The organism is Alcanivorax quisquiliarum (genome assembly GCF_023051175.1).
Taxonomy (GTDB): domain Bacteria; phylum Pseudomonadota; class Gammaproteobacteria; order Pseudomonadales; family Alcanivoracaceae; genus Isoalcanivorax; species Isoalcanivorax quisquiliarum.
This window is the reverse complement of record NZ_JALKII010000007.1, coordinates 114,095-140,137: the sequence shown is the minus strand read 5'-3', so window position 1 is coordinate 140,137 and position 26,043 is coordinate 114,095. Positions and strand designations below refer to the sequence as shown.

General features: G+C 61.9%; 23 protein-coding genes. 10 read left to right on the top strand and 13 right to left on the bottom strand.

From position 1 onward, the window contains the following. Positions 1 to 6: 6 nt before the first annotated feature. On the bottom strand, positions 7 to 1,659 hold the full coding sequence (locus tag MU846_RS11200; RefSeq protein WP_246952747.1) for an ATP-binding protein: 1,653 nt from the start codon (positions 1,657 to 1,659) through the stop codon (positions 7 to 9). An 82-nt stretch (positions 1,660 to 1,741) separates the two neighbouring features. After that, positions 1,742 to 2,464 carry a response regulator gene (locus MU846_RS11195; RefSeq protein ID WP_246952745.1) on the bottom strand — a complete coding sequence of 241 codons (723 nt, stop codon included), beginning with the start codon at positions 2,462 to 2,464 and terminating at the stop codon, positions 1,742 to 1,744. 496 nt (positions 2,465 to 2,960) lie between these two features. Between MU846_RS11195 and MU846_RS11190 the strand changes: the two genes are divergently transcribed. The 7 genes from MU846_RS11190 to MU846_RS11160 all read left to right on the top strand — a co-directional run bounded on the left by MU846_RS11190 (position 2,961) and on the right by MU846_RS11160 (position 12,910). After that, entirely contained in the window at positions 2,961 to 3,101 is a 141-nt protein-coding gene (locus tag MU846_RS11190; RefSeq protein ID WP_246952743.1) for a hypothetical protein, read from the top strand. Between the two features lie 95 nt (positions 3,102 to 3,196). After that, positions 3,197 to 6,091 carry a ribonucleoside-diphosphate reductase subunit alpha gene (locus tag MU846_RS11185; protein WP_246952741.1) on the top strand — a complete coding sequence of 965 codons (2,895 nt, stop codon included), beginning with the start codon at positions 3,197 to 3,199 and terminating at the stop codon, positions 6,089 to 6,091. A gap of 92 nt (positions 6,092 to 6,183) precedes the next feature. After that, positions 6,184 to 7,467: a ribonucleotide-diphosphate reductase subunit beta gene (locus MU846_RS11180; protein ID WP_246952739.1), complete on the top strand. Its 1,284-nt coding sequence runs from the start codon at positions 6,184 to 6,186 to the stop codon at positions 7,465 to 7,467. Between the two features lie 202 nt (positions 7,468 to 7,669). Next, complete coding sequence (locus MU846_RS11175) at positions 7,670 to 7,870, top strand: hypothetical protein (RefSeq protein ID WP_246952737.1); 201 nt, start codon at positions 7,670 to 7,672, stop codon at positions 7,868 to 7,870. A gap of 500 nt (positions 7,871 to 8,370) precedes the next feature. Beyond that, complete coding sequence (locus MU846_RS11170; protein WP_246952735.1) at positions 8,371 to 10,011, top strand: acetolactate synthase large subunit; 1,641 nt, start codon at positions 8,371 to 8,373, stop codon at positions 10,009 to 10,011. A gap of 72 nt (positions 10,012 to 10,083) precedes the next feature. After that, the gene (locus MU846_RS11165; RefSeq protein ID WP_246952733.1) at positions 10,084 to 11,343 is read left to right on the top strand and encodes a calcium:cation antiporter; all 1,260 of its coding nucleotides are present in this window, start codon (positions 10,084 to 10,086) and stop codon (positions 11,341 to 11,343) included. A gap of 139 nt (positions 11,344 to 11,482) precedes the next feature. After that, positions 11,483 to 12,910 carry an aldehyde dehydrogenase family protein gene (locus MU846_RS11160; protein WP_246952731.1) on the top strand — a complete coding sequence of 476 codons (1,428 nt, stop codon included), beginning with the start codon at positions 11,483 to 11,485 and terminating at the stop codon, positions 12,908 to 12,910. A 134-nt stretch (positions 12,911 to 13,044) separates the two neighbouring features. Here MU846_RS11160 and MU846_RS11155 read toward each other — a convergent pair whose 3' ends face one another. Further along, entirely contained in the window at positions 13,045 to 14,022 is a 978-nt protein-coding gene (locus MU846_RS11155) for an NAD(P)H-dependent flavin oxidoreductase (RefSeq protein WP_246952729.1), read from the bottom strand. A gap of 349 nt (positions 14,023 to 14,371) precedes the next feature. Between MU846_RS11155 and acnA the strand changes: the two genes are divergently transcribed. Then, positions 14,372 to 17,113: an aconitate hydratase AcnA gene (gene acnA, locus MU846_RS11150; RefSeq protein ID WP_246952727.1), complete on the top strand. Its 2,742-nt coding sequence runs from the start codon at positions 14,372 to 14,374 to the stop codon at positions 17,111 to 17,113. Positions 17,114 to 17,209: 96 nt separating this feature from the next. On the opposite strand, the gene MU846_RS11145 is transcribed toward acnA, so the two are convergent. After that, complete coding sequence (locus tag MU846_RS11145; RefSeq protein WP_246952725.1) at positions 17,210 to 17,602, bottom strand: CBS domain-containing protein; 393 nt, start codon at positions 17,600 to 17,602, stop codon at positions 17,210 to 17,212. A 153-nt stretch (positions 17,603 to 17,755) separates the two neighbouring features. On the opposite strand from MU846_RS11145, the gene MU846_RS11140 reads away from it, so the two are divergent. Beyond that, on the top strand, positions 17,756 to 18,064 hold the full coding sequence (locus MU846_RS11140) for a hypothetical protein (protein WP_246952723.1): 309 nt from the start codon (positions 17,756 to 17,758) through the stop codon (positions 18,062 to 18,064). A gap of 23 nt (positions 18,065 to 18,087) precedes the next feature. Beyond that, positions 18,088 to 18,636, top strand: a complete 549-nt coding sequence (locus MU846_RS11135; RefSeq protein WP_246952721.1) for a GNAT family N-acetyltransferase — start codon at positions 18,088 to 18,090, stop codon at positions 18,634 to 18,636. Between the two features lie 77 nt (positions 18,637 to 18,713). On the opposite strand, the gene MU846_RS11130 is transcribed toward MU846_RS11135, so the two are convergent. From MU846_RS11130 to efpL, 9 genes are all read right to left on the bottom strand, one after another. Next, positions 18,714 to 19,130, bottom strand: coding sequence for a helix-turn-helix domain-containing protein (locus MU846_RS11130; protein ID WP_246952719.1), 417 nt, complete (start codon positions 19,128 to 19,130; stop codon positions 18,714 to 18,716). 1 nt (position 19,131) lies between these two features. After that, a complete protein-coding gene (locus tag MU846_RS11125) occupies positions 19,132 to 19,443 on the bottom strand; it encodes a type II toxin-antitoxin system HigB family toxin (protein WP_246952717.1) in 312 nt (103 codons plus the stop codon). Between the two features lie 123 nt (positions 19,444 to 19,566). Next, positions 19,567 to 20,856 carry a TRAP transporter large permease gene (locus MU846_RS11120; protein ID WP_246952715.1) on the bottom strand — a complete coding sequence of 430 codons (1,290 nt, stop codon included), beginning with the start codon at positions 20,854 to 20,856 and terminating at the stop codon, positions 19,567 to 19,569. Continuing rightward, on the bottom strand, positions 20,853 to 21,338 hold the full coding sequence (locus tag MU846_RS11115) for a TRAP transporter small permease (RefSeq protein ID WP_246952713.1): 486 nt from the start codon (positions 21,336 to 21,338) through the stop codon (positions 20,853 to 20,855). Before MU846_RS11115 ends, MU846_RS11120 begins: the two co-directional genes overlap by 4 nt. A gap of 2 nt (positions 21,339 to 21,340) precedes the next feature. Beyond that, on the bottom strand, positions 21,341 to 22,339 hold the full coding sequence (locus MU846_RS11110; protein ID WP_246952711.1) for a TRAP transporter substrate-binding protein: 999 nt from the start codon (positions 22,337 to 22,339) through the stop codon (positions 21,341 to 21,343). A 128-nt stretch (positions 22,340 to 22,467) separates the two neighbouring features. Next, positions 22,468 to 23,307: a TRAP transporter TatT component family protein gene (locus tag MU846_RS11105; RefSeq protein ID WP_246952710.1), complete on the bottom strand. Its 840-nt coding sequence runs from the start codon at positions 23,305 to 23,307 to the stop codon at positions 22,468 to 22,470. A gap of 166 nt (positions 23,308 to 23,473) precedes the next feature. After that, the gene (locus MU846_RS11100) at positions 23,474 to 24,319 is read right to left on the bottom strand and encodes a rhomboid family intramembrane serine protease (RefSeq protein ID WP_246952707.1); all 846 of its coding nucleotides are present in this window, start codon (positions 24,317 to 24,319) and stop codon (positions 23,474 to 23,476) included. Continuing rightward, positions 24,316 to 25,356, bottom strand: a complete 1,041-nt coding sequence (locus MU846_RS11095; protein ID WP_246952706.1) for an aminopeptidase — start codon at positions 25,354 to 25,356, stop codon at positions 24,316 to 24,318. The genes MU846_RS11100 and MU846_RS11095 overlap by 4 nt, the downstream gene beginning before the upstream one ends. Then, positions 25,356 to 25,922, bottom strand: coding sequence for an elongation factor P-like protein EfpL (gene efpL, locus MU846_RS11090; protein WP_246952704.1), 567 nt, complete (start codon positions 25,920 to 25,922; stop codon positions 25,356 to 25,358). Before efpL ends, MU846_RS11095 begins: the two co-directional genes overlap by 1 nt. Between the last annotated feature and the right edge of the window lie 121 nt (positions 25,923 to 26,043).

Below are 26,043 nucleotides of genomic sequence, written 5' to 3'. Positions count from 1 at the left end.
GGGCAGTCAGTTTTCTGCCCCACGGCTGCCCAGCACATGTTGGCCGCTGCGCTGCTCTCGCGGCCAACTCACGCGGAACAGGGCGCCGCCGCTGTCGCTGTCGGTGACGTCGATGCGGCCGCCGTGCCACTCGACGATGCGCTGCACGATCGACAGACCCAGGCCATAGCCCCCGCTGGCGCGGTGCCGGCTTTTATCAAGGCGGGCGAACGGCTTGAACACGCGCTCGCGCTCGTTGAACGGAATACCGGGGCCGTCGTCGGCTACTTCAATGACCGCCAACTCGCCCTGCACATAGTAACGCAGCACGATTTCGCTACGGGCGTAGCGCAGCGCGTTGGTGACCAGATTTTGCAGAATGCGATGCAAGTAGCGCTGCTCGCCGTCGGCATTGCGCTGGACCGGCCCCAGGCGCAGCCATTCGGTGGCGTCGCGCAATGTCAGATGTTCGCCGCTTATCGGTGCTATTTCGGCGCATATTTGCTCGAATAGCTGCTGGATGTCCACTTGTTTGAACTCGATGGCGGGGGTGCCTTCTTCCAGCCGGGCGAAGGTCAGGATTTCGTCGATCAGGCGATCCAGCTGCTCGATATCGCGATCCAGCGCATCGAGCTTGGCGCGGCGTTCGTCGCCATCATCGCAATCCGCCAGCATCTCCAGACCGAAGCGCAGGCGCGCCACCGGGGTGCGCAGCTCATGGGAAACGGCACGGGTCATCTCGCGTTGGGATTCGATCAGCCGGCGTATGTGTTCCGTCATGCCGTTGAAGGTGGCGCCAAGCTGGCCGATGGCATCCTGGCCGCGCACATCAGCGCGGGCATCCAGGTCGCCGCTGCCGAGCTGGCGCACGGCATTATCGAGCTTGCGCAGCCGCGCTTGCAGCGGCCGCACCAGAAAATAGGTGACAAAGCCCATCGCCAGCAGGCCCAGCACGCCGACCAGCACCGACATCTCCAGCGGCAGCCAGTCGAATAGCACCAGCGGGCCGAGCACCAGGGCATCGCCGGTATTGCCGATGGGGGCATAGACCATCACGGTGGAGCGGTTGCGGGCCGGGCTCTCATCCAGCGCCAGCACCACTTCGCGGCGGGCCAGCCGCTGGCGCTGTTCAGTATCCAACCGCAGCGCCGCCAGCGGCTGGCGGGCGATCGGATAGCCGAACTGCTTTTGCAGGTGCATGAACTGGGCATCCCATTCCGCCAGCGGGTACTGGGCCAGCTCGTCCAGCAGCAACAACGCGGTGGCACGCGCCTGCTGCTCGGAGACCTTGTCCATGCGGGTATAGATATAGCGGGATTCGCCAGGAAGCTGGAACATGATGTCGGCAAACGAGCGCGGATCGGCCACACGCATCACCACGCGGCCCTCTTCCAGCGCCATGCGTTCGCGGTAAGACAACTCCAGCGTGTGCTCGTCGCGCAGCTCGATCTCGGCGCCCATCAGCCGCGTCAGCAGCTCGCGGCGCGCTTCCTGTGCTTCGGGCTCGGCCTGCCGTTGCAAGCCTCGCGCCATCAGATAGAAAGTGCCGTGCGCCATCTGCTCCCGGTACAGATCGGAGCGATAGTCGTTGACCAGTTGCACCATGCCGTAGGCGAAAGCGCCGACCAGCAGCATGGCCAGGATCATGCCGGCATAGATGCGCAAGAAAATGCTGTTCACGACACTACCCCGTGGTGGCCCCCGCTGTCTGGCCTGCGGCTGCGCCAGTATCCGGCCACGCCGATGGGCGGGCGATACTGGCTCAGAGCGGCCCTAACTCCTTGACGAACAGGTAGCCCTTGGAGCGGACTGTCTTGATACGGCGCGGATTGTCAGGATCATCGCCCACCTTCGGGCGGATGCGGGAAATCCGCACATCGATGGAGCGATCCTGGCCGTCGTACTGGATGCCGCGCAGTTTCTCGAAGATGGTTTCCCGCGACAGCACGTTGCCGGCGTTGGAGGCCAGCAGCCACAGCAGATCGTATTCCGCGCTGGTGAGATCCACCGATTTGCCTTCCAGCACCACTTCGCGGGCAGAGTTGTCGATCACCAGATTGCCGAATTCCAGCCGCATTTGCGGCTGATCGCGCTCATGCTCGGTTTCCACCCGGCGCAGCAACGCCCGGATACGGGCCAGCAGCACGCGCGGCTTGACCGGCTTGGCGACGTAGTCGTCGGCGCCCATCTCCAGCCCCAACACCTGATCCATGTCATCGGTGCGTGCGGTGAGCATCAGGATCGGGTTGCGGAAGGCCGGCCGTACCTCGCGACAGACCGTCAGGCCATCGGCGCCCGGCAACATCAGATCCAGCACCACCAGGTCAGGCTGGTCGGCACGGATGCGCCGCACCGCCTCTTCGCCATCGTTCACCACTGTCACGTCCATACCGTTGCTTTCAAGGTATTCGCGCGTCAGGGTAGCCAACCGTTCGTCGTCTTCGACGATCAAAATACGGGGAGGGTTATCCTGCACTGAGCTCATTCCGTGCTGTTCCTGTTGTTATCGTTCCTGACTGAGACATCCCCCGACGGGATCCGAGCGGCCTGCAGCGGAGACCTGAGTGGGTCGCCTGTTGCGTGCTGCAAGACCAGGTAACGCAAGTTATACGCATCCACTACAGCGGCGGCAACAGTGTTACCGGACGACACCCCGCCGGCCCACTTTGCGGGCTATTTTGCCGACACACCACAGGGTATGCGCCGACACAATATATTGTGTTTGTGAAACAACCGCCATGTGTCAGGACAACCCACCGCTCACTCACACATTTCCCACAGGGTTATCCACAGGAGCGGGCTTGCAACCGTTGTACGATATCTATAACTTGTAGCGCACGGCAACCGCAGACCCCATATATTGGGGTTCGACCGTCCGGAACGACATACCTGGAAACTCCGCACAGAGCGCAGCAACGCTTGGCCCAGACGGCCCCGCAGCGTCCAGAGCGCACCGCGGCACGGCAAGTGCAGGAACGCACATGACACAATATCTTGTGTTGACCAACTTCCAGACCCCCAGCCCTGCCCCGGCCCCCGTGGTGCGGGCGGGCATTTGTCGCTCCGGGCGTAATGGTGCCGCAACCGAACACCCGGCCCGGCTTCAGGCGTTTGTCGTCTGAAGCCGGTGTGCGTTCTGGCGAGCCACCCCCGCCAGCCCGCACGGATTTTGATCAAGCGCCTTCATGGCCCACAACAAAATGGAGAGCAAGTCATCATGCACACCGACATCCAGAATTCGCCAACTGGCGGCAGCCAGGCAGCGCAGGACGTAGCACCCGACAACTCCCTGGCCGCTACGGCGCCGGGCCAGCTGCGCGTCATCAAGCGTAACGGCAAGGTTGTGCCCTATACCGATGACAAGATCGCCATCGCCATTACCAAGGCGTTTCTGGCGGTGGAAGGCGGCACTGCCGCGGCCTCCTCGCGCATTCACGAAAAAGTCGCGCAGCTGGCTGCGCAGGTCACTGCGACCTTCCAGCGCCGGCTGGCCTCCGGTGGCACCATTCATATCGAAGAGATCCAGGATCAGGTCGAGCTGGCGCTGATGCGCAACGGCGAGCACAAGGTAGCGCGCAGCTATGTGCTCTATCGCGAAGAGCAGGCCCGCAAGCGCGCCGAAAAAGCCAAGGCCGCGCCCGCCACCGAAGCCGCAACGCACCCCGGCGTGACCGTCACCATGGAAGACGGCAGCCGCGCGCCCTTGGACATGGCGCGGCTGGAAGGGCTGGTGGTCACGGCCTGTGAAGGCCTGGCCGATGTGCACCCGGACAAGATCATCAGCGAGACAGTGCGCAATCTGTACGACGGTGTATCCATTCGCGATGTGAACACCTCGATGGTGATGACAGCCCGCACCCTGATCGAGCAGGAGCCGAACTACTCCCAGGTCACCGCCCGCCTGCTGATGGACAGCCTGCGCGCCGAGGCGCTGCAATTCCTGGGCGTGGCCGAACGTGCCGACCAGCAGGAAATGCAGGCGCTGTACAAGGACACCTTGAAAGCCTATGTCATGCGTGGCATCGAACTCGAGCTGCTCGACCCGGCGCTGGGCAAGTTCGATCTGGATGTGCTGGGCGACGCCATCAAGGGCGAGCGCGACATGCAGTTCACTTATCTGGGCCTGCAAACCCTGTACGACCGCTACTTCCTGCACAGCAACGATGTGCGCTTCGAGCTGCCGCAGTGCTTCTTCATGCGCGTGGCAATGGGCCTGGCCATGCGCGAGGACAATCGCGAAGCACGGGCGATCGAGTTCTACAACCTGCTTTCGAGCTTCGACTACATGAGCTCGACGCCGACGCTGTTCAATGCCGGCACCCTGCGCCCACAGCTCTCCAGCTGCTACCTGACCACCGTGCCGGATGATCTGTACGGCATTTACGGCGCCATTCGTGACAACGCCATGCTGTCGAAATTTGCCGGCGGCCTGGGCAACGACTGGACACCCGTGCGAGCACTGGGTGCTTATATCAAAGGCACCAACGGCAAAAGCCAGGGCGTGGTGCCGTTCCTGAAAGTGGTCAACGATACCGCCGTGGCAGTGAACCAGGGCGGCAAGCGCAAAGGCGCAGTGTGTGCCTATCTGGAAACCTGGCACCTGGATATCGAGGAATTCGTCGAGCTGCGCAAGAACACCGGCGATGACCGCCGCCGCACGCACGACATGAACACCGCCAACTGGATTCCGGATCTGTTCATGAAGCGTGTCATCGAAGAAGGCGAATGGACACTGTTCTCACCCAACGATGTGCCGGATCTGCACGATCTTTATGGCCAGGCGTTCGAGCAGCGCTATCAGGAATACGAAGCCATGACCCGCGATGGCAGCCTGAAGCTGTTCAAGCGTATCCCGGCCGTCAATTTATGGCGCAAGATGCTTTCGATGCTGTTCGAGACCGGCCACCCGTGGTTCACCTTCAAGGATCCGTGCAACCTGCGCAGCCCGCAGCAGCACGCCGGTGTGGTGCACTCCTCCAACCTGTGCACCGAGATCACGCTGAACACCAGTGACGACGAGATCGCCGTGTGCAACCTGGGCTCGATCAACATGCCACACCATATCCTGCCCGAAGGTGGCCTGGACATGGCCAAGCTCGAGCAGACCGTGCGCACCGCCGTGCGTATGCTGGATAACGTGATCGACATCAATTACTACAGCGTGCCGCAGGCCGAGAATTCCAACATGAAGCACCGCCCGGTGGGCATGGGCATCATGGGCTTTCAGGATGCGCTGTACATGCAGAAGATCGCGTACGCTTCGCCGGAAGCGGTGGAGTTTGCCGACCGCTCCATGGAGGCGGTGAGCTACTTTGCCATCAGCGCCTCCAGCGCGCTGGCCGCCGAGCGTGGCAGTTACCAGACGTTCGAAGGCTCGTTGTGGAGCCAGGGCATCCTGCCGATCGATTCGGTGGAGATTCTGGCGCGCGAGCGTGGCGAGAAATATCTGAATGTGGATCGTACCCAGCGGCTGGATTGGGACAGCCTGCGCGAAACAGTACGCACCCAGGGCATGCGCAACTCCAACGTGATGGCCATTGCCCCGACCGCCACCATCGCCAACATCACCGGCGTGTCGCAGTCGATCGAGCCGACGTACCAGAACCTGTATGTGAAATCGAACCTGTCCGGCGAGTTCACCGTGGTGAACCCGTTCCTGGTCAACGACCTCAAGGCGCGTGGCCTGTGGGACAACGTGATGGTCAACGATCTCAAATACTACGATGGCTCGGTGCAACCGATTGATCGCATTCCGCAGGATCTCAAGGAGATCTACCGGACCGCTTTCGAAGTGGAGCCGCGCTGGTTGGTGGAAGCCGCCAGCCGCCGCCAGAAGTGGATCGATCAGGCGCAGTCGCTGAACCTGTATATCGCGCAGGCGAACGGCAAGAAGCTGGATATCACTTACAAGATGGCCTGGCTGCTGGGCCTGAAGACCACTTATTACCTGCGTGCCATTGGTGCAACCACGTCGGAAAAATCGACCATCAACGACAGCCGCCTCAACAGTGTCTCGGCTGCACCGGCCGCGGCCGAAGCGAGCTTCCAACAGGCCGCCGAAGTGCCACAGGCATGCTCGCTGGACGACCCCGATTGCGAGGCGTGCCAGTAACAAAACCGAAGCACGCGCCTGCCACTGCGTCAGGCGCGTGACAAGCCAGCACACGGCCATACAAGACGACCCAAGGATTCGAGGAGTATCACATGCTTAGCTGGGATGATTTCAATGCCGAAGAGAAGCCGGTCAGCCGCCCCGCTCCGCCCCAGGCACCACAATCTGCAACGGCGCCAACTGAAGCGCCAGCGCCTGCTGCGGCACCGGTTGCGCGAGCAGAATCTGATGCAGCAGCAACCACAGGAGCAGCCGGAGCCGGAGCCGACAGCGCCCCCGTCTCCGACGCCGTAGCCAGGGCACGGGCCACATTGGCCGCCATGGATGTCAGCGAAGGCGTGGCCGAGCTTGAAGGCTCGGCGGGCCGTGTGCAGGTAGACGACAAGCGCATGATCAACTGCCGCGCCGACCTGAACCAGCTGGTGCCGTTCAAGTACGACTGGGCCTGGCAGAAATACCTCGACGGCTGCTCCAACCACTGGATGCCGCAAGAAGTGAACATGGCCGCCGACGTGGCGCTGTGGAAGAACCCGGAAGGGCTGACCGACGACGAGCGCCGTATCGTCAAGCGCTCGCTGGGTTTCTTTGCCACCGCCGACTCGCTGGTAGCGAACAACCTGGTGCTGGCGATCTATCGCCTGATCACCAACCCGGAGTGCCGCCAGTACATCCTGCGGCAGTCTTTTGAAGAAGCGATCCACACCCACGCCTACCAGTACTGCATCGAATCACTGGGCATGGACGAAGGTGAAATCTTCAATATGTATCGCGAGATTCCGTCGGTGGCGAAGAAGGCCCAGTGGGGGATCCAGTACACCCGCGAGCTGTCCGATCCGGAATTCACCACCGGCACCGTGGAAACCGACAAGAAACTGCTGGAAAACCTGATCGCATTCTACTGCGTGCTGGAAGGCATTTTCTTCTACTGCGGCTTCACCCAGATTCTTTCCATGGGCCGCCGCAACAAGATGACCGGCGTGGCCGAGCAGTTCCAGTACATCCTGCGCGATGAATCCATGCATGTGAACTTCGGTGTGGACGTCATCAACCAGATCAAGATCGAAAACCCGCACCTGTGGGATGCAGAGATGCGCGACAAGGCCACCCAGATGATTCTGGAAGGCACCGAGCTTGAAACCCAGTACGCCCGCGACAGCATGCCCCGTGGTGTGCTTGGCATGAATGCCAACATGATGGAGGAATATCTCCAGTTCATTGCCAACCGCCGCTTGGCTCAGCTGGGCCTGCCGGAGCAGTTCAAGGGCGTGACCAACCCGTTCCCGTGGATGAGCGAGATCATGGATTTGCGCAAGGAGAAAAACTTCTTCGAAACCCGTGTGATCGAGTATCAGACCGGCGGCTCGCTGAGCTGGTAATCACGATGGCTTCGCTGCCGCCTGGCCGCTACCGCAGACCACTGGGCCCGGCGGCGCGACCGTACATCGTGACACGGGAAAACAGGAGCGCCTTGCGGCGCTCTTGTTGTAAGATCAACCAGGATGCCAGAGTGAATGTACCGGCATTGGCTCTGTGAAGGCGACACCGGCATTTGACACCAAGCCACTACAGGAGCACACGATGAGTGATCACCTGGAACTGGATGCGGAAGATCTGCTCGCCACGCTGGAGCAAGTGGAGGAAACACTCTCCGTCATGAGCGGCGTAGTCGGCCACCTGAAAGAACAGGTGCTGGCGCAGCTTGACGACGACGCCGTGCTGGAATTAAGTGCCGAAGAGTTTCTGGAGCGCTGCAACAACACCAGCGGCACCTGGCACTGATCTACCCGGCAGCGCCCTGGCGCAGCCGCACACCCGAGCCACGACGATCCGGCCCGGTGCCCGCCGGATCTCCGCCTCCCGGCCGGAGGGCAGGCCGCCTCGCCTGCAACCCCCGCCCTGCCATGCCTTTCGGATCGCGCGCGCAAGCGAAGCAAAAAAACCAGAAATTCCGATGGAAGCCTTACGCATCCGGCATAGCTGCCGTGCTCCGACATGGCGCAGCGGCGCTGCCCTGCTTCCGCTTGGTGCCGACAAAAAAACATTTCACGCCCGGCGAATGTAAACAGTGCCGCCAAACAGGCCAGCCGGGCTGTTCGGCAGCGCCATCGCACTATAGTGTATGGCTGTACATGAGGGGATAAGCCTGTTCATGGCTACATGTGACATAAGAGGATAACCCCCCACATGAACACATGAGCAAAAGCCTGTGCGCCCCACCACGGCGGCGCCCGGGCTGAATTCGCCGCGGCCGTTGGCCGCGCCTGCTTGCGGAGCCATGCATGAAAGCCTCGGATCTGTTCGTCAAGGCACTGGAAACCGAAGGGGTGGAATATCTGTTCGCCATCCCTGGCGAAGAAAACCTCGATCTGATCGAATCACTGCGGCAATCCCGCATTCGCCTGATCATTACCCGCCACGAGCAAGGCGCGGGCTTCATGGCCGCTACCTACGGGCGCCTGACCGGTCGTGCCGGTGTGTGCCTCGCCACACTGGGGCCGGGCGCCACCAATCTTGTCACCGCAGCGGCCTACGCCCAGCTCGGCGGCATGCCTATGGTGATGATAACCGGGCAAAAGCCGATCAAGAGTAGCAAGCAGGGGCAGTTCCAGATCATCGACGTGATCGACATGATGCAGCCGCTGACCAAATTCACCCGGCAGATTGTCAATGGCGACAGCATCCCTTCGCGTATTCGCGAAGCCTTCCGGCTGGCGCAAGAGGAGCGCCCCGGTGCCACACATCTGGAGCTGCCGGAAGATATCGCCACCGAACACAGCACCATGGTGCCGCTATTGCCCAGCTTCGGCCGTCGCCCCACCGCTGAAGACAAAGCCCTGCGCGCCGCCGCCGATGCCATCCGCGATGCTCGCCGCCCGCTGCTGCTGGCCGGCGCTGGCGCCAACCGCAAGCTGACCTGCAAGATGCTGCGCGAGCTGATCGACAAGCTCGGCATTCCGGTGGTCGCCACGCAAATGGGCAAGGGCGTGATCGATGAAACCGACCCGCGCTTTATCGGCAATACGGCGCTGTCCGATGGCGACTTTGTGCACCGGGCCATCCACACGGCGGATCTGATCATCAATATCGGCCACGATGTGGTGGAGAAACCACCGTTCTTCATGCACGAAGGCGGGCCGAAGGTGGTGCATATCAATTTCAATTCGGCACAAGTCGACCCGGTTTATTTTCCGCAGATCGAAGTGATCGGCGACATTGCGCACAGCCTGTGGCAACTGAAAGAGCAGATCGAGCCGCAACCGCAATGGGATTTTTCCGAGTTTCAGCGCATTCGTGCGGCACTCAAGATGCATATCAGCGAAGGCGCGGACAGCGATGCCTTTCCGATCATCTCGCAACGGCTGGTGCGCGATGTGCGCAAGGTGATGCCGCAGGATGGCATCATCGCGCTGGACAATGGCATGTACAAACTCTGGTTCGCGCGCAATTATCCGGCTTACCTGCCCAATACCGTGCTGCTCGACAATGCGCTGGCCACCATGGGCGCCGGCCTTCCTTCGGCGATGGCTGCCAAGCTGGTCTACCCCGAGCGGCGCGTGATGGCCATCTGTGGCGATGGCGGTTTCATGATGAATTCGCAAGAAATGGAAACCGCCGTACGGCTGGGCCTGGATCTGGTGGTGCTGGTGCTGCGGGACGACGGCTACGGCATGATCAAATGGAAGCAGGCGCAGATGAAATTCGAGGATTACGGGCTGGATTTTGGTAACCCGGATTTCGTTGCCTATGCACGCGCCTATGGCGCGCATGGCCATCGTGTGGAGAAAGCCGCCGATCTCATCACGCAGATAGAAGAATGCTTCGGCGCGGGTGGCGTGCATCTGATCGACGTGCCCGTGGATTACAGCGATGACGACCGCATTCTCAACAACGAGATTCGCGAATTGAGCCAGGCGCTGTAACGCGTACCCGCCGCCGCTTTTTTTGCGTTGCCAGATGGCAGCGGCGGGCACTCCCGGTTACCATGGCGCCAGATGGGACGACCCATCGGTGTTACCCGCAAGGAGACGACTCCGCTGACAAGACGCCTGGCAATGTCCTCTGGTAACTCCCCTGCCGCTTCTTTCCCTGAAAAAACCTCGTGGCGTGCGCTGCTATCCCCCAGCACGGTGATACGCCTGCTGATCAGCTGGGGCGTGGTGCTGCTGTTCCTGCTGTTCGGCCCTGCATGGCTGGCGGAGCCCGTGTCATCGCTGGCGGCAATCAGCTGCTTCGTGGTGCTGTTCTCGACCATTTTGTATGCCGCGTTTGGCGTCGTGCACGAAGCCGATTGCCTTGCCGACGCGCTCGGCGAACCCTACGGCACGCTTATCCTGACGATTGCCATTGTCGGCATCGAAGTGATCCTGATCACGGCGGTGATGCTCGGCCCCGGCGAATCGGCCACCATCGCCCGCGACTCCATCTTTGCGGTGATGATGATCATCCTCAATCTCGTCACCGGCCTGTGCCTGCTGCTTGGCGGGCTGCGCTACGGAGAGCAGGAATACAACTCCCAGGGCGCTGCGGCCTATTTGTCGATGATCGTCTTGCTGACCGGCACGGCATTGATCATTCCCAATACACTGAGCACCGGGGACGGCACCTTGCTGGCGGCGCAGGCGTTCGGGCTGGCGCTGATCACTGGGGTGCTTTACGTCGCTTTTCTGATGCTGCAAATGCGCGGCTACCGGCGTTTCTTCGTGCAGCCGCGCCAGGGCGCCCTGACCATCCCGCTGCTGACCGCACAGCAGGCACAGCGTGCCGAGCGCCACGATACCGCCCGGCCAGCCGTGAACCGGCGCGCCACGCTGCTGCGCTCTACCATCCTGCTCGCGCTGATCCTGCCCATTGTACTGCTGGCGCAGGATATGGCCGTGCTCATTGATCTGGGCGTCAATCAGACTGGCGCGCCGGTGGCGGTGGGCGGCCTGATCATTGCCATTATCGTGTTCACACCGGAATCGCTCACTGCCATCAGGGCGGCGCTGGCTGACCAGATGCAGCGCGCCGTGAATCTTTGCCTGGGTGCGTTCGTCTCTACTGTCGGGCTGACGGTGCCGGTGGTGTTGCTGATCGGCCTGGCCACGCAGCAGACCGTGATCATGGGGCTGAGCCTGCTGGATACGGTGTCGCTGGCGATCACCCTGTTGCTCAGCGGGCTGACGTTTCTCGGCCTGCGTACCTCGCCTGTGCAGGGCATGATGCACCTCGCGCTGTTCGCCATTTATACCCTGTTATTGTTTGTGCCCTGACAATCAAAACAGCCAACGACGGCAGAGGCGGCCATTACCGGCCGCAGCAAACCGGATATGATGATCCCCATCATGCGCCGCAAGCAGCCCGGCCGAATGCCGGCAGTCCCGTGCCGCAGCCCTGTGAAGGAGAGCAATCATGCTGAAGGATGCCTACCCCTATTACCTGGCCAACGACGCCGTGTATGCCAACAAGGATCTCGACGTCACCGACAAGTATTCCGGCGACATCGCCACCCGCGTGGCAATCGCAGATGTGAAAGCCATCGATCAGGCGATTGCCGCTGCGGTGGAGGCGGCGCCGCAGATGGCCGCCCTGGCACCATTTGAGCGGCAGGCGATCCTGAATCATTGCGTGGCCCGCTTTCAGGAACGTGCCGAAGAACTGGCCATGGCGCTGTGCATCGAAGCAGGCAAGCCGATCAAGGATTCCCGGGGCGAAGTGGCACGGCTGATCGATACTTTCCGGGTGGCCGCCGAGGAAGCGGTGCGCATCGAAGGCGAGGTGCTGAACCTGCAAATTTCGGCACGGGCCAAAGGCTATCGCGGCTTTACCAAACGTGTGCCGATCGGCCCCTGCTCGTTTATTTCGCCGTTCAATTTTCCACTCAATCTGACCGCGCATAAAGTGGCACCCGCGATTGCAGCGGGCTGCCCGTTTGTGCTCAAGCCGGCCAGCCGCACGCCGATCGGCGCACTGATCATTGGCGAAGTGCTGGCGGAAACCGATTTGCCCAAGGGCGCGTTTTCCATTCTCCCCTGCCACCGCGATGGTGCTGATCTGTTCACCGAAGATGAGCGGTTGAAGCTGCTGAGTTTTACTGGCTCGCCCGAAGTGGGCTGGGCCTTGAAAGCCCGCGCCGGCAAGAAGCCAGTGGTGCTGGAGCTGGGTGGCAACGCGGCCTGCGTAGTGGATGCAGATGCCGATCTGGAAGATGCGGTGGAGCGCATCGTGTTTGGCGCCTTCTATCAGTCCGGTCAGAGCTGCATCGGTGTGCAGCGCATTTACGGCCACACCACGCTTTACGACAAACTGAAGCAAAAGCTGGTGGAAAAAACCAGGGCGCTGCGCATGGGTGATCCCCGCGATGAAGACACCTTTATCGGCCCGATGATTGCAGCCAGTGAAGCGGAACGGCTGGAACAATGGATTACCGAAGCCACCGATCAGGGCGCCACGCTGCTGTGCGGCGGCGAACGCGACGGTGCCATGCTGGCGCCGACGCTGCTGGAGAATGTGCCCGCCGGTTGCCGGATTGCGGATGAGGAAGCGTTCGGCCCGGTGGCAATACTGGCGCCGTTCGAGGATTTCGACGAGGTACTGGCGCAGATCAACGACAGCCGTTTCGGTTTGCAGGCCGGCATTTTTACGCGCGATCTGTACAAGGCACAGCAAGCCTGGGACACACTGGATGTGGGGGGTGTGATCATCGGCGATGTGCCGTCATGGCGTGTCGACAACATGCCTTATGGCGGTGTGAAGGACTCCGGCCTGGGGCGCGAGGGTATTCGCTGGGCAATCCGCGACATGACCGAGGAACGCCTGCTGGTGATCCGCACCCCCTGAGGCAGACCGAGCGCGCCGTCATCGAGCAGCCGCTCTGGCATTGGTCGGCGAGCAGTCACGCTGAAATTGATCCGGCGATTAATCGCCTTGCAGGCTGGCAGGGCGCGCCATGAAAGCGCGCCCTGCCACACTGGTCAGAACGGATCGGTATAGCTCAGGAAGCGTTGACGGGCTTCGCCGAACTCTGCCTTGAGGCGCTCCACCAGCTCCGCCACCGGCGGTGCATCCTTGATGCCACCAAGGCCCTGGCCCGCACCGAGAATGTCCTTCCAGACTTTCTTGTCGGTGTTACCACCCGAACCGAAATTCATCTTCGACGGATCGGATTCCGGCAGGTTGTCGGGATCGTAGCCAGCCTCTGCCACCGAGGTCTTCAGGTAGTTGCCATGCACACCGGTAAACAGATTGGAATAGACGATATCTTCCGCTGTGCCTTCGATCAGCAGACGCCGGTAACGGGCGTCGGCATTGGCTTCTTCCGTGGCGATAAAACGCGTGCCCATGTAGGCAAAGTCGGCGCCCATGGCAATCGCGCCCGCCACGGCGTGGCCGTCGCTCATGGCGCCGGAGAGAATGACGGTGCCGTCGAACCATTCCTTCACTTCCCGCAGCAGCGCAAACGGGCTTTGTACACCGGCATGGCCACCCGCGCCTGCGGCCACCAGGATCAGGCCGTCCACGCCCTGCTCCGCTGCCTTGCGGGCGTGGCGCTGGTTGATCACATCGTGGAACACCAGGCCACCGTAAGAATGGGCTGCCTTCACCAGCTCTGACGGCGGGCGCAAGCTGGTGATGATGATCGGCACCTGCTCTTCCACACACACTTTCATGTCTTCCATCAGCCGGTCGTTACTGGCATGGCAAATCTGGTTCACCGCAAAAGGCGCCACCGGCTTGCCGGGGTTGGCCTCGGCGTATTCCGCCAGCTCGCGCTTGATGCGCTGAATCCACACCCGCAGCTCGGACTGGGGCCGCGCATTGAGCGCCGGAAACGAGCCGACAATGCCGGCCTTGCACTGAGCGATGACCAGCTCAGGCCCGGAGACGATAAACATCGGTGAACCGATCACCGGCAGCGACAACCGGCCTTTGAAGATTTCTGGCAGAGACATTCGCATTTCCTCGTACAGTGACGGCCATCCGATATAGTGGCCGGAACGATAACGCGAAGGGACATTAACAGCTTTGGCCCGGCACGAGCAGTGACCGGAACTGACAATATGATGAGCGTTGGCAGTACCTTTTTGCCTGTTGCGCCGCGCTGCGGCGTGATACAGCGCAAATCGCCACCACTCGCGGCTTGCACACAGCCTGCGTGCGGTCTCCGTGCACGGTTGTGCTGTTCCACTGTTGTAACACTGTTTCACACTGAGCCAGTGCGATGCCGGGCGCGCTATTCAGGTTGCAGACCCGGGAGCGTAGTATGGTGTGACCCCCGATTGGCCGACAAAGGACTTCGTCATGACACAAATTGGTCACGATAGCCTGAAGACCGCCACTGAGCTCCAGGTAGGCAGCCGCCGCTACCACTATTTCTCCCTCGATAAAATCGCCGACCAAGGCTGGGGCGACATTCGCCAACTTCCGTTCTCCCTGAAAGTGCTGCTGGAAAACCTGCTTCGCTTCGAGGATGGCGAAAGCGTCACCGTGGAGGATGTTCAGGCGCTGGTACGCTGGCCCGAACAGCGCACTTCTGACCGGGAGATTGCCTACCGTCCGGCGCGGGTGCTGATGCAGGATTTTACCGGTGTGCCCGGCATCGTGGATCTGGCCGCGATGCGGGATGCCATTGTTGCTGCAGGCGGCAACCCGGACCGCATCAACCCGCTGACACCAGTGGATCTGGTGATCGACCATTCGGTGATGGTGGATCGCTTCGGCAATCCGCAAGCGTTTACCGAAAATGTCGAGATCGAGTTCCAGCGTAACCGCGAGCGCTACGAATTCCTGCGCTGGGGGCAAAAAGCCTTCGACAATTTCCGCGTTGTGCCACCGGGCACCGGCATCTGCCATCAGGTGAACCTGGAATATCTGGCCAAGGGCGTCTGGTCATCGGAAGACAACGAGCAGCGCCTGTGGGCCTACCCGGATACCTTGGTGGGCACGGATTCGCACACCACCATGATCAACGGCCTGGGCGTGCTCGGCTGGGGCGTGGGCGGCATCGAGGCGGAAGCCGCCATGCTCGGCCAGCCGGTGTCGATGCTGATCCCCGAGGTAATCGGCTTCCGCCTGGAAGGCAAACTGCGCGACGGCGTCACCGCCACCGATCTGGTGCTGACGGTGACCGAGATGCTGCGCAAGAAAGGCGTGGTCGGCAAATTCGTGGAATTTTTCGGTGATGGCCTGGCCGATCTCAGCCTGGCGGATCGCGCCACCATCGGCAACATGGCACCCGAGTACGGTGCTACTTGCGGCTTCTTTCCCATCGACCACCGCACCACCGAATATCTGAAACTTTCCGGCCGCGACGACGACACCATCGCGCTGGTGGAAGCCTACTGCAAGGCACAAGGCCTGTGGCGCGAGAGCGGCCAGCCGGACCCGGTTTTCACCGACACCCTGACGCTGGACCTTGCCGACGTCGTGCCCAGCCTGGCCGGCCCCAAGCGGCCGCAGGATCGGGTGCCACTGACCGGCGTGCGCGCCGCGTTTCTGGATGTGCTGAGCAAGGAGCTGGGCCCGCAATCCAACGAAGAAGCGAAACTGGAAAGCGAAGGTGGCGGCCACACGGCCATCGGCTCCGAACCTTCCGGTGCCATGCCGGTGGAAATCGATGGCGAGCAGCATCTGTTGCGCCATGGCGACGTGGTGATCGCCGCCATTACCTCCTGCACCAACACCTCCAACCCCAGCGTCATGCTGGCCGCCGGCCTGCTGGCCCGCAACGCTGTGGCACGGGGGCTGCGCCGCAAGGCGTGGGTAAAAACATCGCTCGCACCGGGCTCGAAAGTGGTCACCGACTATCTGAGCAAAGCCGGGTTGCAGGACGATCTGGATCAACTCGGCTTCAACCTGGTCGGCTATGGCTGCACCACCTGCATCGGCAACTCCGGCCCGCTGCCGCCCTCGATCGACAAAGCGATCGCCCAGGGTGATCTGATCGTCGCCTCGGTGCTCTCGGGCAACCGCAATTTCGAGGGCCGCGTGCACCAGAGTGTGAAAACCAACTGGCTCGCCTCGCCGCCGCTGGTGGTGGCCTATGCGCTGGCCGGCACGGTGCGAATCGATTTCGATACCGAACCGCTCGGCCAGGATGCGCAAGGCCACGATGTGTTCCTGCGCGATCTGTGGCCCAGCAGCGCTGATATCCAGAAAGCGCTGCTCAGTGTCAGCGGCGATATGTTCCGCAAGCAATATGCCTCGGTGTTCGAGGGCGACGACATGTGGCGCTCGCTGCCGGTGGGTGATGCACAAACCTACGACTGGCGGGCCGACTCCACTTATATCCAGCACCCGCCGTATTTCGAAGGTCTCACCGCTGCGGTGCCACCGGTCCAGCCCGTGAAGAGCGCCCGCATCCTTGCGCTGCTGGGTGACTCCATCACCACCGACCACATCTCGCCAGCCGGCGCCATCAAGGCCGACAGCCCGGCCGGGCATTACCTGCAAGGGCACGGCGTCGAGCCGATCGACTTCAACTCCTACGGCTCGCGGCGCGGCAATCACGAAGTGATGATGCGCGGCACCTTTGCCAATATCCGCATTCGCAACGAGATGGTGCCCGATGTGGAAGGCGGCTTTACCCGCCATGTGCCCGAGGGTGAGGTGCTGCCGATTTATGGCGCTGCCATGCGCTATCGCAGCGACGGCGTGCCGACGGTGGTGATCGCCGGCAAGGAATACGGCACCGGCTCCAGCCGCGACTGGGCGGCCAAGGGCACTGTGCTGCTCGGTGTGCGTGCGGTGATCGCAGAGAGCTTCGAGCGCATCCACCGCTCCAACCTTATCGGCATGGGGGTGCTGCCGCTGCAATTTCCGGCCGGCACCACGCGCCACACGCTCGGGCTCGATGGCACCGAGGAGGTGGATATTCCTACCCTGGACAACAGCATCAGCGCCGGGCAGAGCATTGAGGTGATCTTCCGCAAAGGCGACCAGGCGCAATCGGTGGCAATGCTGTGCCGGCTGGATACCGCCACAGAGGAAGAATACTACCGCCACGGTGGCATCCTGCATTATGTACTGCGCAAGATGATGTAGTGCCGTGCTCTGGCGGGCCAGCCGGCCCGCCAGAGCTTTCCAGAGTTTTCCCGGCTTTTTCAGGCTGCCGCAGTTTTCTTCGCCGGGCCAGCCCGCTCAGTGGCTGCCGGCGGGGCGGGACGGCTCGCGCAGGTGCATGGCAAAGGCGCGGCAGGCGTCCGTCCAGGTGAAGATGCCGGCCAGGCGTCCGTGATGGCTGAGCACCACCACATCCTGATGCGCCTCGGCCATCATCTCCAGCACTTCATCTGCTCTGGTATGCACATCAAGGCGCGGCACACTGATGAGCCACTCGGCCACCGGCTCGGCGGTATCCGGTATCGCATTCAGGTTCACCAGGCCGAGCACACGATGCTCCGGGTCGGTAATCGGCAGATGGTGAATGCCCTGCCGCAGCATCAGCGCACGCGCCATCTGTACCGTAGCACCGACCTCCAGATACCACGGGAACGGTGTCATCAGGGTGCCTATCGAGGGGATACGTTTCATGTCGCCTCCTGGGCGCTGGCTGTGCATTCATCATGCCATGGCCCGCTCAGGCAGAGCACGGCCACGCAACTCTGCTATCATCGCTCTCCCGCCCGCCTCGCCCTCCCGGCCTGCGGTGTCGGTATCGGCCACCAGGCGCCCCCGGAGCTTGCCATGCATAAAGCCGTGCTATTCGTTTTTACCAGCCTGCTGGCCCTGCCGGCACTGGCGAGCAACGCCACCGAAGCCGCGCTGGCCGAGCAGCGCGATGCCGCCCGCCGCGAGCAACAGGAATTACAGGAACGTGCCGCCGCACTGGCCGCGCAGCTGCAAGAAACCCGCCGCCTGCTGACACTGCAAGACGCCTATCTGGAGCGGCTGACCGACGAGGTCGAGCGCCATGGAAATCACGCAGGCCAGCCCGCCGCGAAGGCAGGCAGTACAGAGCACACCACAAGCAAAGGCCACGATGCGCACCCCTGATCAGCGGCCCGGAGCCCACGCCCATGCTTGACTGGCTGCTGCGCCGCAAGGCGGAGCCACAACCCTGCACCGAAGGGCTGCCGGAGATGGAGGGCGGCCCGTTTTTCATACGGCCCATGGAAGCGGCCGACGCCGATCTGCTGCCCAAGATATTTTGCGCCGCCATTCACGGACAGGCGGCCGCGTTTTACTCCCCGGCCCAACGCCGCGCCTGGGCGCGCGCCGCCGCCGATCAGGCCGGCTTTATTGCCTCGCTGAACCAGGGGCTGACCATTGTTGCCGATCTGGATGGCCGCGCCGGCGCCTTTGCCCAGCTGCACCCGGACAACACCCTGCGTAGGCTTTATGTCGCCCCCGCACTGGGCGGCTACGGCATAGCCACCTTGCTCTGCCAGTATCTTGAGGACGAGGCCCGCATCCTTGGCGTGGAAGCGCTGCACGCCGACGCCAGCCTGGCTGCACAGCGCTTCTTCGAACAGATGGGATTCACGGTGGAGGCAGCATACAGCACCCGCCGTGTCGGCGTGGCAATACCGCGCCTGAAAATGCAGAAGGTGCTGCGCAAGGGGTGAGAGCTCGGGCCGGATTCATTCTCGCTCAGGCCGCCTGGCAACCTGGCAGTAGCCCTTGGACGACCCTGAAATAGCCCTTAGAAGAACAGATCCGCCCCAATGCCGAAGCGCTGGCACAACGCCGCGATATGATTCCGCGTCAACTGGCGCTCACCGCGCAGAACGCGCGAAACAAGCGATTTCGAGCCGATCTCGGGCAAATCCGCCACGCCCAGACCATGCTGCTCCATCAACAGGCGCAAGGTGCTGGCGCCCCGATCCTGAGCGGCGACGGCGTCATTGAAACCCTGGAACTCCGGCGCACTGCTCTCCCAACGCTCGATAGCCACTGCCAATACTTCGATCAACGGCTTCTGAGCGTCGTAATCCTCGATCAGCTCATCCATCAGCGCCAGCGCCGCTGCATAATCCTGCTCGGTATGAATATGGCTGATGAACTGCGCCTGGTTGAACAGCGCTGCTGCCCTTTCCTTGATTACCGCATGTGATGACATGTCAGCCACCTCGCCTCGCATAGCGTCTGCACAGCGTGTCGTAATCGGGATGTGACACAATGTGCTTCACATATAACCGGCTGTCCTGGAACTCGATAAAGGCGATCAGCCGGAGGTTGTTACCGCCGATATCAATCACCCACCACCTGTCCTTGTAGCGGAAATTATCCAGCGACGGGAATACCGCCTTCAGCTCATCCGGTGATGTGAAAGTGCCTTGCCGCAGCACCCGATAAATGCGCTGGAGTGCGTCGGCATCGTTCGGATATAGCCGCGCCGCATCGTTGAACGGCTTCCTGGAAATAACGTGCATCTAACAATCCTTGTCAGTTGATTTGCTCATCCTGAGCAAAAGTTGCCAAAATGTCAACCCGAGCCATGAGACGCGGCAGACTACGCCAGCGACAGGGCCGGGCACTGCCCACCCGCCGCACTGTTACCGCACCAGAAACAGGCTCAGTTGCGGTATGTAGGTGATCAGCAGCAACGCCAGAATCAGCACGAACATGAACGGGAGCGTGGCGGAATAAAGCTCGGTAATGGATTTGCGGAAGCGGTAGCTGGCGATGAACAGATTCATGCCCACCGGCGGCGTGAAATAGCCGATCTGCATATTGGCCACGAAGATGATGCCCAGATGGACCGGATCAATGCCGTAACCGATCGCCACCGGCAGCAGCAGCGGCACCATGATCACCAGGGCGGCGAAGATATCCAGCACGGCCCCGAGCAGCAGCAGCACGATATTCAGCAGGATCAGGAACATCAGCTTGCTGGAAACATGCGCCTGGATGAAGCCGAACAATTGCTCGGGCACGCCGGCATACACCAGATAGCCGGTGAACGACATCGCCACGCCCAGAATCAGCAGGATGCCGCCTACCATCACCATGGATTCGCGCATGATCGCCGGCAATCTGCGTAACGCGATTTCGCGATAGACAAACACTTCGACGATCAGCACATACAGCGCCGTGATGGCCGCCGCCTCGCTGATCACCAGCCAGCCGGAAAAGATGCCGCCCAGCACCAGGAGCGGCAACGGCAATTCCCAACGCGCCTGCCACAGCGCGCCGCCCAGCTCGCGCCAGGCAAACGCCTGGCGTGGAATCGGCGCCTTGCGCATGGCCCACAGGCAATACAGATAAAGCAGCGCAATCATCAGCAGCGCCGGCACGATACCCGCCAGATACAGATCGACGATTTCCACCGAGGGCATATCCAGTTGCTGCGACATCTGCTGGGCAATGATGCCGTAGATCAGCAGTGGCACCGACGGCACCAGCAACAGGCCGAGGCTGCCGGAGGTGGTAATCAGCCCGGTGCTGAAACGCTCCGGATAACTGACCTTGCGCAGCGCCGGCAACAACAGCCCGCCCAGCGCAACGATAGTGACGCCGCTGCCACCTGTGAGCGCAGTGAACAGTGCACAGGCAATCAGCGCCACAAACGCCATGCCGCCCGGCATCCAGCCAAAGGTGGCCTGCGACAGCCGCAGCATACGGTCTGCGGTGCGCGATTCACTGAGCAGGAAACCGGCAAAGGTGAACAACGGCAGCGCCATCAGCACTACCGAATCACTGATCTGGTAGATATCAATGTGCAGCACGGCCAGATCAATGCTCAGGCCGTAGTAGCCCACCGCAGCAGCAGCGATGAGGATGGCAAACAGTGGTGCGCCGATCAGCGCCATCACCACCAGCAACAATACCAGCAACCAGATCATGTGCTCGCCAGCCCCGGCCGGCGGCCGATCAGATTCAATATAAACAATACCGCATAACGCAACGCGATCAGCGCAAAGCCGAGCGGAATGATGCCCTGCAACCACCAGGATGGCACCGAGCCGAACGCCTTCAGCCCCAGCATCGCCTCCTCGCGCACGGTGGCCAGGCTGAACCAGGCCACCACTGCGCACACGGCGCTGGTGAACAGATCCACCAGCACGGACAGCCCGCGCTGCCAGGCGGGCGACAGATAATGCGATGCAAGATCAATACGGATATGGCTGTCGTTGCGCGAGGCGATCATGGCGCCGAGCATGCCGATCCACAGCACGCCGTTTTGCAGCAAGGGATCTACCCACATCAGGCTGGTGCCACTCAGGTTACGCAACAGTATCTGCGTAACGGCCAGCACCACCATGCCCAGCAGCACAATGACGATCAATGCATCTTCCAGCCGGTGCAGCCAGCGCAGCAGCACCATGTTCAGTGCTCGCGCACGTCGGCCAGCAGGCTGTTCAGGCGCTCCAGCATGGCCGGGCTGATTTCGCCATTCTCCACCAGCTGTTCAATGGCGCGCTGGGAGCGGGCACGCCAGTCAGCGAGTTGCTCCTCGGTGGGTTGTACCGGAGCCAGGCCTTGTGCCTTGACCGCCTCGAAGGCTTGCAGATTACCGGCGCGCTCGTGGCGATCCATTTCTGCAAAAGCTGTCGTCAGCACTTCTCGCAGAATTTGCTGGTCAGCGTCACTGATGCGCGCCAGATGCTGCTTCGACAACGCCAGCACGCCATAGGTATAGAGCAGCGGCATTTCGGTCAGATAATTGACTCGGGAAAACCATTGCAAGGTCAGTGCCGCCACCGGCGGTGCAGCAAAGGCGTCGATCACGCCGGTTTGCAGCGACGTCAGCACGGCGCCGATATTGAGCACCACCGGCGACACGCCGAACTCCCGCACCGCCATGGCCGAGCCGGAATCATTTGCCGGCAGCCACACCTTCTGCTTTTGCAGATCTTCCACGCTGGCCACCGGGTTGGCTGTCATCAAATAAGCGAAGCCACCGTCCACGGGACCGAATATCAACCAGCCGTTTTCTTCAAAGCCGTCACGGATAATCGGATCAAGGGTTGCGCGCACGTGATCCACTTCCTCGTAGGAGCGGAACACCAGCGGCAGGTTCAGCACCTGGCTATCACGGTAGAAGCTGGCGAAGGCACCGCCCTGTGCCAGCATGCCGTGCAGCTGGCCGATACGGATGCGCCGCTGCACCGCACGGTCATCGCCCATCACCCCGCCCGCATACACACGCAAGGTAACGCGCCCTTCTGTGCGCTCGGCGATTTCTGCACCGGCTTCTTTCAGGCTATTCACCGACGCCGTGCCATCGGGATACAACGTGGAAATTTTCAGCTCCAGCGCCAGTGCCTGTGACAACGGCCACAGCAACGCCAGCAGAACGGCGATTCGGGCAATACGCGATACCATGATTACTCCACCCCCGCGCCGCCTGATCCACAAGGGCGCTGTGATTTTTCAATTCGGCTCGGAGACTGTGCTCGGCCGCCTGTTCAGAAACCGCCTGCTCAGAAGGCGCCTGTTCAGAAATCGTCTATTCAGAAATAGTCGCCGGACTCCGCCAGCAACCGCTTTGCCTCCTGCTGCGCAAAGGTATTCTGCAACGTCAGCCCGTGTTCTTCGGGATCAGCCGCCAGCACCTCTTCCAGTAACCGGTCGTGCAAAGGTTGCTCGAACGCCATGCGCGCATAGCGCTCCGCGTATAATACCTTGGCCATCAGGTTGCGGCCTTCGGAGAGCGCAATGGCCGTCTCGAAATGGCGCCGCGCCGAGGCGGGCTGGCCGCCAAGCGCTTCCGGCAGCAGGCTGTCGAGCACGGCCAGATACATATGTGCCTGGCCCCGTTCATAGCCGGCATCAAGCTCGATAACACGATTGAGCAATGCTTGCACCCGGGCAAGATCGGCCACTGCGTTCCAGTCTGCGCTGTGGATCTGGATATAGCCGGCCCAGACGGTGCCCAGCGTATACAACACCGGCACATCACGCCGCCCGGCCTTTGCCAGCCGTTGCTCCAGTGCCGGCACGCTCATGCCGCGCACCTGGCAATAATCACGATGGCGAACACAGGCGGCGCGCACGGCATAGGTCAATGCCTTGTCACTGAGTAACGAGGCGCGCTCGGGATCGCTGACAAACAGCCCCGCGTAGGCGCTGTAAAGGCCCGCACCGCCGCGCAGCATGTCTTCGCTTTCCGGCCAGTTGACGATCAGCCCGTCGATCGCCAGCAGATAAGTAGGTAGCCCTTCGCGCACCAGTTCTACGTCGTTGTTATTCAGCACGCCATACGGCAGGTTGTCACCGACACGCGCCACCGCGCAGCCGGCCAGTAAAGCAGCAAGACACAGAATCAGCGGCAACAGATATGATCGTGGCACCAGGTCATTCCTTCGCTGAAATATCAAACACACCGGCTTCCCCTTCCGGCAACGAGCCCACGTTATAACAGGGCTGCCAATGTGAAACAAACGCCGCCGGGCCGCCATGCCATGCGCCTCGGTATTGCCCGGCCTGCCGACACCGGCCTCAATATCACCGCCAATATCATCGATAGTAGCGCTGGCGCCGATAATAGCCTGTGGCGGCGCCCAGCACGCAGCCGCTGATCAAACCCGCCAGGTGCGCCTCATTGGCGACAATACCGGCCAGGCCCACATAACAGATCACCAGCCAGGCCAGCATGAAGAGCACTATTTCGCGGCGCAGTGCATAACCGGCCTGCGGGTTCACCCGCCCGTACAACCACAGATAACCCAGCAGCCCATAGACCACACCGGAGAGCCCACCGAAGGCCGGCCCGCTGGCAAGAAACTGTGCCAGTGCGGAAATCCCGGCAGTCACCAGCGTGACCCACAGCAGTTGCCCGCTGGATTGAAAATTCTCGATAGTGCGGCCCAGATCGGTCCACCAGAGCAAATTGAAGGCGATATGCAGCAGGCCGAAGTGCAACAGCATCGGCGTGAACAGCCGCCAGGGCTGGCTGGCAAGCCCGGCCAGCGAATCCGGGAACATCAGCGCCCGGTAGATGCCGGCGCCGAACAGCATCGGCGACACATATACCAGCACGGTAATAATCAACACCAGCCGGGTTACCGGCCCCAGGCTTGCCAGCCAGCGGCCGCTGAACAACGGCGGCATCGCGCTGCTACCGGCGCGTGGCGCGGCCGGCTCGCTGGCCAGCCAAGCAGCAGAGCGAAAGCGGGGGTCGTTCGGGTTTTGCACAAACGCATCCAGCAAGGTACGTGCCTCCTGAAAGCGTGCCGCGTCTTCCAGATACAGCACCGCCTGCTCGCCTTCTTCACGCAGCACGCTGGCAATGCCCTGCCCGCGCAGCGCCTGGGCAAACATCCGGGCCGGCTGGGCGTGCGGGAAACGGGCCAATTCGATCATGGTGTCATCCATTCTGTCAGTGCCGCATCACGTTGTGCCTGGGGCAAGGCGGCGAGTTCGGTGGTGGCGTGCCAGAAACAGGCCCAGCGCCCGCCACAGTGCAGCAGCACGGCGTCAAACGCCGGCACCCAGCCATTGTAATCGTTCAGCGTGGCGAGTTGGGCATTGTTCAACGGCCCGGCAAACCAGTGGCGGTAGCGCGCTACCTGCGGATCATCTTGCTGTGCCGCCTCGAATGCCTCACGCAGCTGCGCCTGAGCGGCAGCCTTGCCATCGCGCAGTTGCTGTTCATCGCCCTGCGCCGCTGCATATAACGTCGCCAGTTGCGCACGAGTCTGCGCCACCAGTGCCAGCACCCTGGCGCGGGCAATGTCTGCGGCGATCAGGCTTTGTACAGCCGCCGGATCACCGTGCTGCGCCAACCAGCGGCGTGCGCCTTCACGGCCCACGCTGGTAGCCAGGCTTTCGTTGAAGCGCGTATCGCCCTTGAGATAAAAGCGCCGGTGCGCCAGCTCGTGAAATAATAATTCGGCAATTTCTGCCTCGCTGCCTTGCAACATCGGCGTGGTCAGCGGATCGCTGAACCAGCCCAGGGTCGAGTAGGCAATGGCGCCGCCGCCATACACATCCAGCCCTTGTGCGCGCAGCCGCTCGGCATCCCGCTCGGCACGCTGGATATCGAAGTAACCGCGATAACTGGTGCAGCCGGCCACCGGATAACACCAGGTGACGGGTGTGAGGGAAAACTCCGGCGCGGCAAACAGATTCCACACCACAAAACCCCGCTCCAGCGCGACAAAGGTGCGGTAGGCATCGTCTACCGGCAGCGCCAGCGCCTGTTCGGCAAACGCCAGCATCTCGTTCACACGCGCCAGGCGCTGGCGCAATGCCGCCGGGGTTTCGGCGTCGGCCAGAAGCTCCGCCACAGGCGTGCGCTGCCGCATCAACGACAAATGGCCACTGGCCAGGTGCAGATAGTAGCCCGCCTGACAGCCAGCCAGCGTCGCAGCCAGTGCCAGCAGCAGTAACCGTCGCATCAGGCTCGCGACATGAAGCGCCGTTCGGCGGTATTGATACGCACCCGCTCGCCGGGATTGATGTATTCGGGCACCTGCACCACCACGCCTGTGCTCAGGGTGGCAGGCTTGGTGCGTGCGCTGGCGGACGCCGCTTTCATGGCGGGTGCCGTTTCGATGATTTCCAGCGTTACCGTGGTGGGCAGCTCAAGGCCCACCACTTGTTCTTCCACGCGCAGCACCAGCAGGCCCTCGGTAGCCTCGGTGATGAAATCCAGCTCGTCTTCGATGTCCTCCCGGCGAAACGTGTATTGGGAAAAATCTTCATCATCCATGAACACATATTCGTCGCCGTCGATATAGGACAGCCGCGCCGGATGGCGGCTCAGGGCAACGGTGGTGATGTCGTCATCGCCCTTGAAGCGTTCCTCGAATTTCGAGCCGCCACCCACGGCGCTGGCGCGCACACGAAACAGCGTTGCCGCACCACGCGCCGAAGGCGCCTGCACATCGATCTGGCGCACCACGTACAAGGTGCCGTTGGCACTGATCACGTCGGACTTCCTGAGTTCACTGGCCTTGGTCATACCGGGTTCCGATCTGGCTGCGTCTGGGCCGCGTTGCGGCGGCCGGTTCCGGCAGATGCTACCCGAGCTGGTGGGGGCTATGCCATGGGGTGCGCCGTGAGATGCGCTACAAGATGCGCGC

Excerpts from the sequence above, each read along its gene's own strand:
- MU846_RS11195 (WP_246952745.1), bottom strand. The coding sequence starts at position 2,464 with ATGAGCTCAGTGCAGGATAACCCTCCCCGTATTTTGATCGTCGAAGAC.
- MU846_RS11190 (WP_246952743.1), top strand. The coding sequence starts at position 2,961 with ATGACACAATATCTTGTGTTGACCAACTTCCAGACCCCCAGCCCTGCC.
- MU846_RS11185 (WP_246952741.1), top strand. The coding sequence starts at position 3,197 with ATGCACACCGACATCCAGAATTCGCCAACTGGCGGCAGCCAGGCAGCG.
- MU846_RS11180 (WP_246952739.1), top strand. The coding sequence starts at position 6,184 with ATGCTTAGCTGGGATGATTTCAATGCCGAAGAGAAGCCGGTCAGCCGC.
- MU846_RS11175 (WP_246952737.1), top strand. The coding sequence starts at position 7,670 with ATGAGTGATCACCTGGAACTGGATGCGGAAGATCTGCTCGCCACGCTG.
- MU846_RS11170 (WP_246952735.1), top strand. The coding sequence starts at position 8,371 with ATGAAAGCCTCGGATCTGTTCGTCAAGGCACTGGAAACCGAAGGGGTG.
- MU846_RS11165 (WP_246952733.1), top strand. The coding sequence starts at position 10,084 with ATGGGACGACCCATCGGTGTTACCCGCAAGGAGACGACTCCGCTGACA.
- MU846_RS11160 (WP_246952731.1), top strand. The coding sequence starts at position 11,483 with ATGCTGAAGGATGCCTACCCCTATTACCTGGCCAACGACGCCGTGTAT.
- MU846_RS11155 (WP_246952729.1), bottom strand. The coding sequence starts at position 14,022 with ATGTCTCTGCCAGAAATCTTCAAAGGCCGGTTGTCGCTGCCGGTGATC.
- acnA (WP_246952727.1), top strand. The coding sequence starts at position 14,372 with ATGACACAAATTGGTCACGATAGCCTGAAGACCGCCACTGAGCTCCAG.
- MU846_RS11145 (WP_246952725.1), bottom strand. The coding sequence starts at position 17,602 with ATGAAACGTATCCCCTCGATAGGCACCCTGATGACACCGTTCCCGTGG.
- MU846_RS11140 (WP_246952723.1), top strand. The coding sequence starts at position 17,756 with ATGCATAAAGCCGTGCTATTCGTTTTTACCAGCCTGCTGGCCCTGCCG.
- MU846_RS11135 (WP_246952721.1), top strand. The coding sequence starts at position 18,088 with ATGCTTGACTGGCTGCTGCGCCGCAAGGCGGAGCCACAACCCTGCACC.
- MU846_RS11130 (WP_246952719.1), bottom strand. The coding sequence starts at position 19,130 with ATGTCATCACATGCGGTAATCAAGGAAAGGGCAGCAGCGCTGTTCAAC.
- MU846_RS11125 (WP_246952717.1), bottom strand. The coding sequence starts at position 19,443 with ATGCACGTTATTTCCAGGAAGCCGTTCAACGATGCGGCGCGGCTATAT.
- MU846_RS11120 (WP_246952715.1), bottom strand. The coding sequence starts at position 20,856 with ATGATCTGGTTGCTGGTATTGTTGCTGGTGGTGATGGCGCTGATCGGC.
- MU846_RS11115 (WP_246952713.1), bottom strand. The coding sequence starts at position 21,338 with ATGGTGCTGCTGCGCTGGCTGCACCGGCTGGAAGATGCATTGATCGTC.
- MU846_RS11110 (WP_246952711.1), bottom strand. The coding sequence starts at position 22,339 with ATGGTATCGCGTATTGCCCGAATCGCCGTTCTGCTGGCGTTGCTGTGG.
- MU846_RS11100 (WP_246952707.1), bottom strand. The coding sequence starts at position 24,319 with ATGATCGAATTGGCCCGTTTCCCGCACGCCCAGCCGGCCCGGATGTTT.
- MU846_RS11095 (WP_246952706.1), bottom strand. The coding sequence starts at position 25,356 with ATGCGACGGTTACTGCTGCTGGCACTGGCTGCGACGCTGGCTGGCTGT.
- efpL (WP_246952704.1), bottom strand. The coding sequence starts at position 25,922 with ATGACCAAGGCCAGTGAACTCAGGAAGTCCGACGTGATCAGTGCCAAC.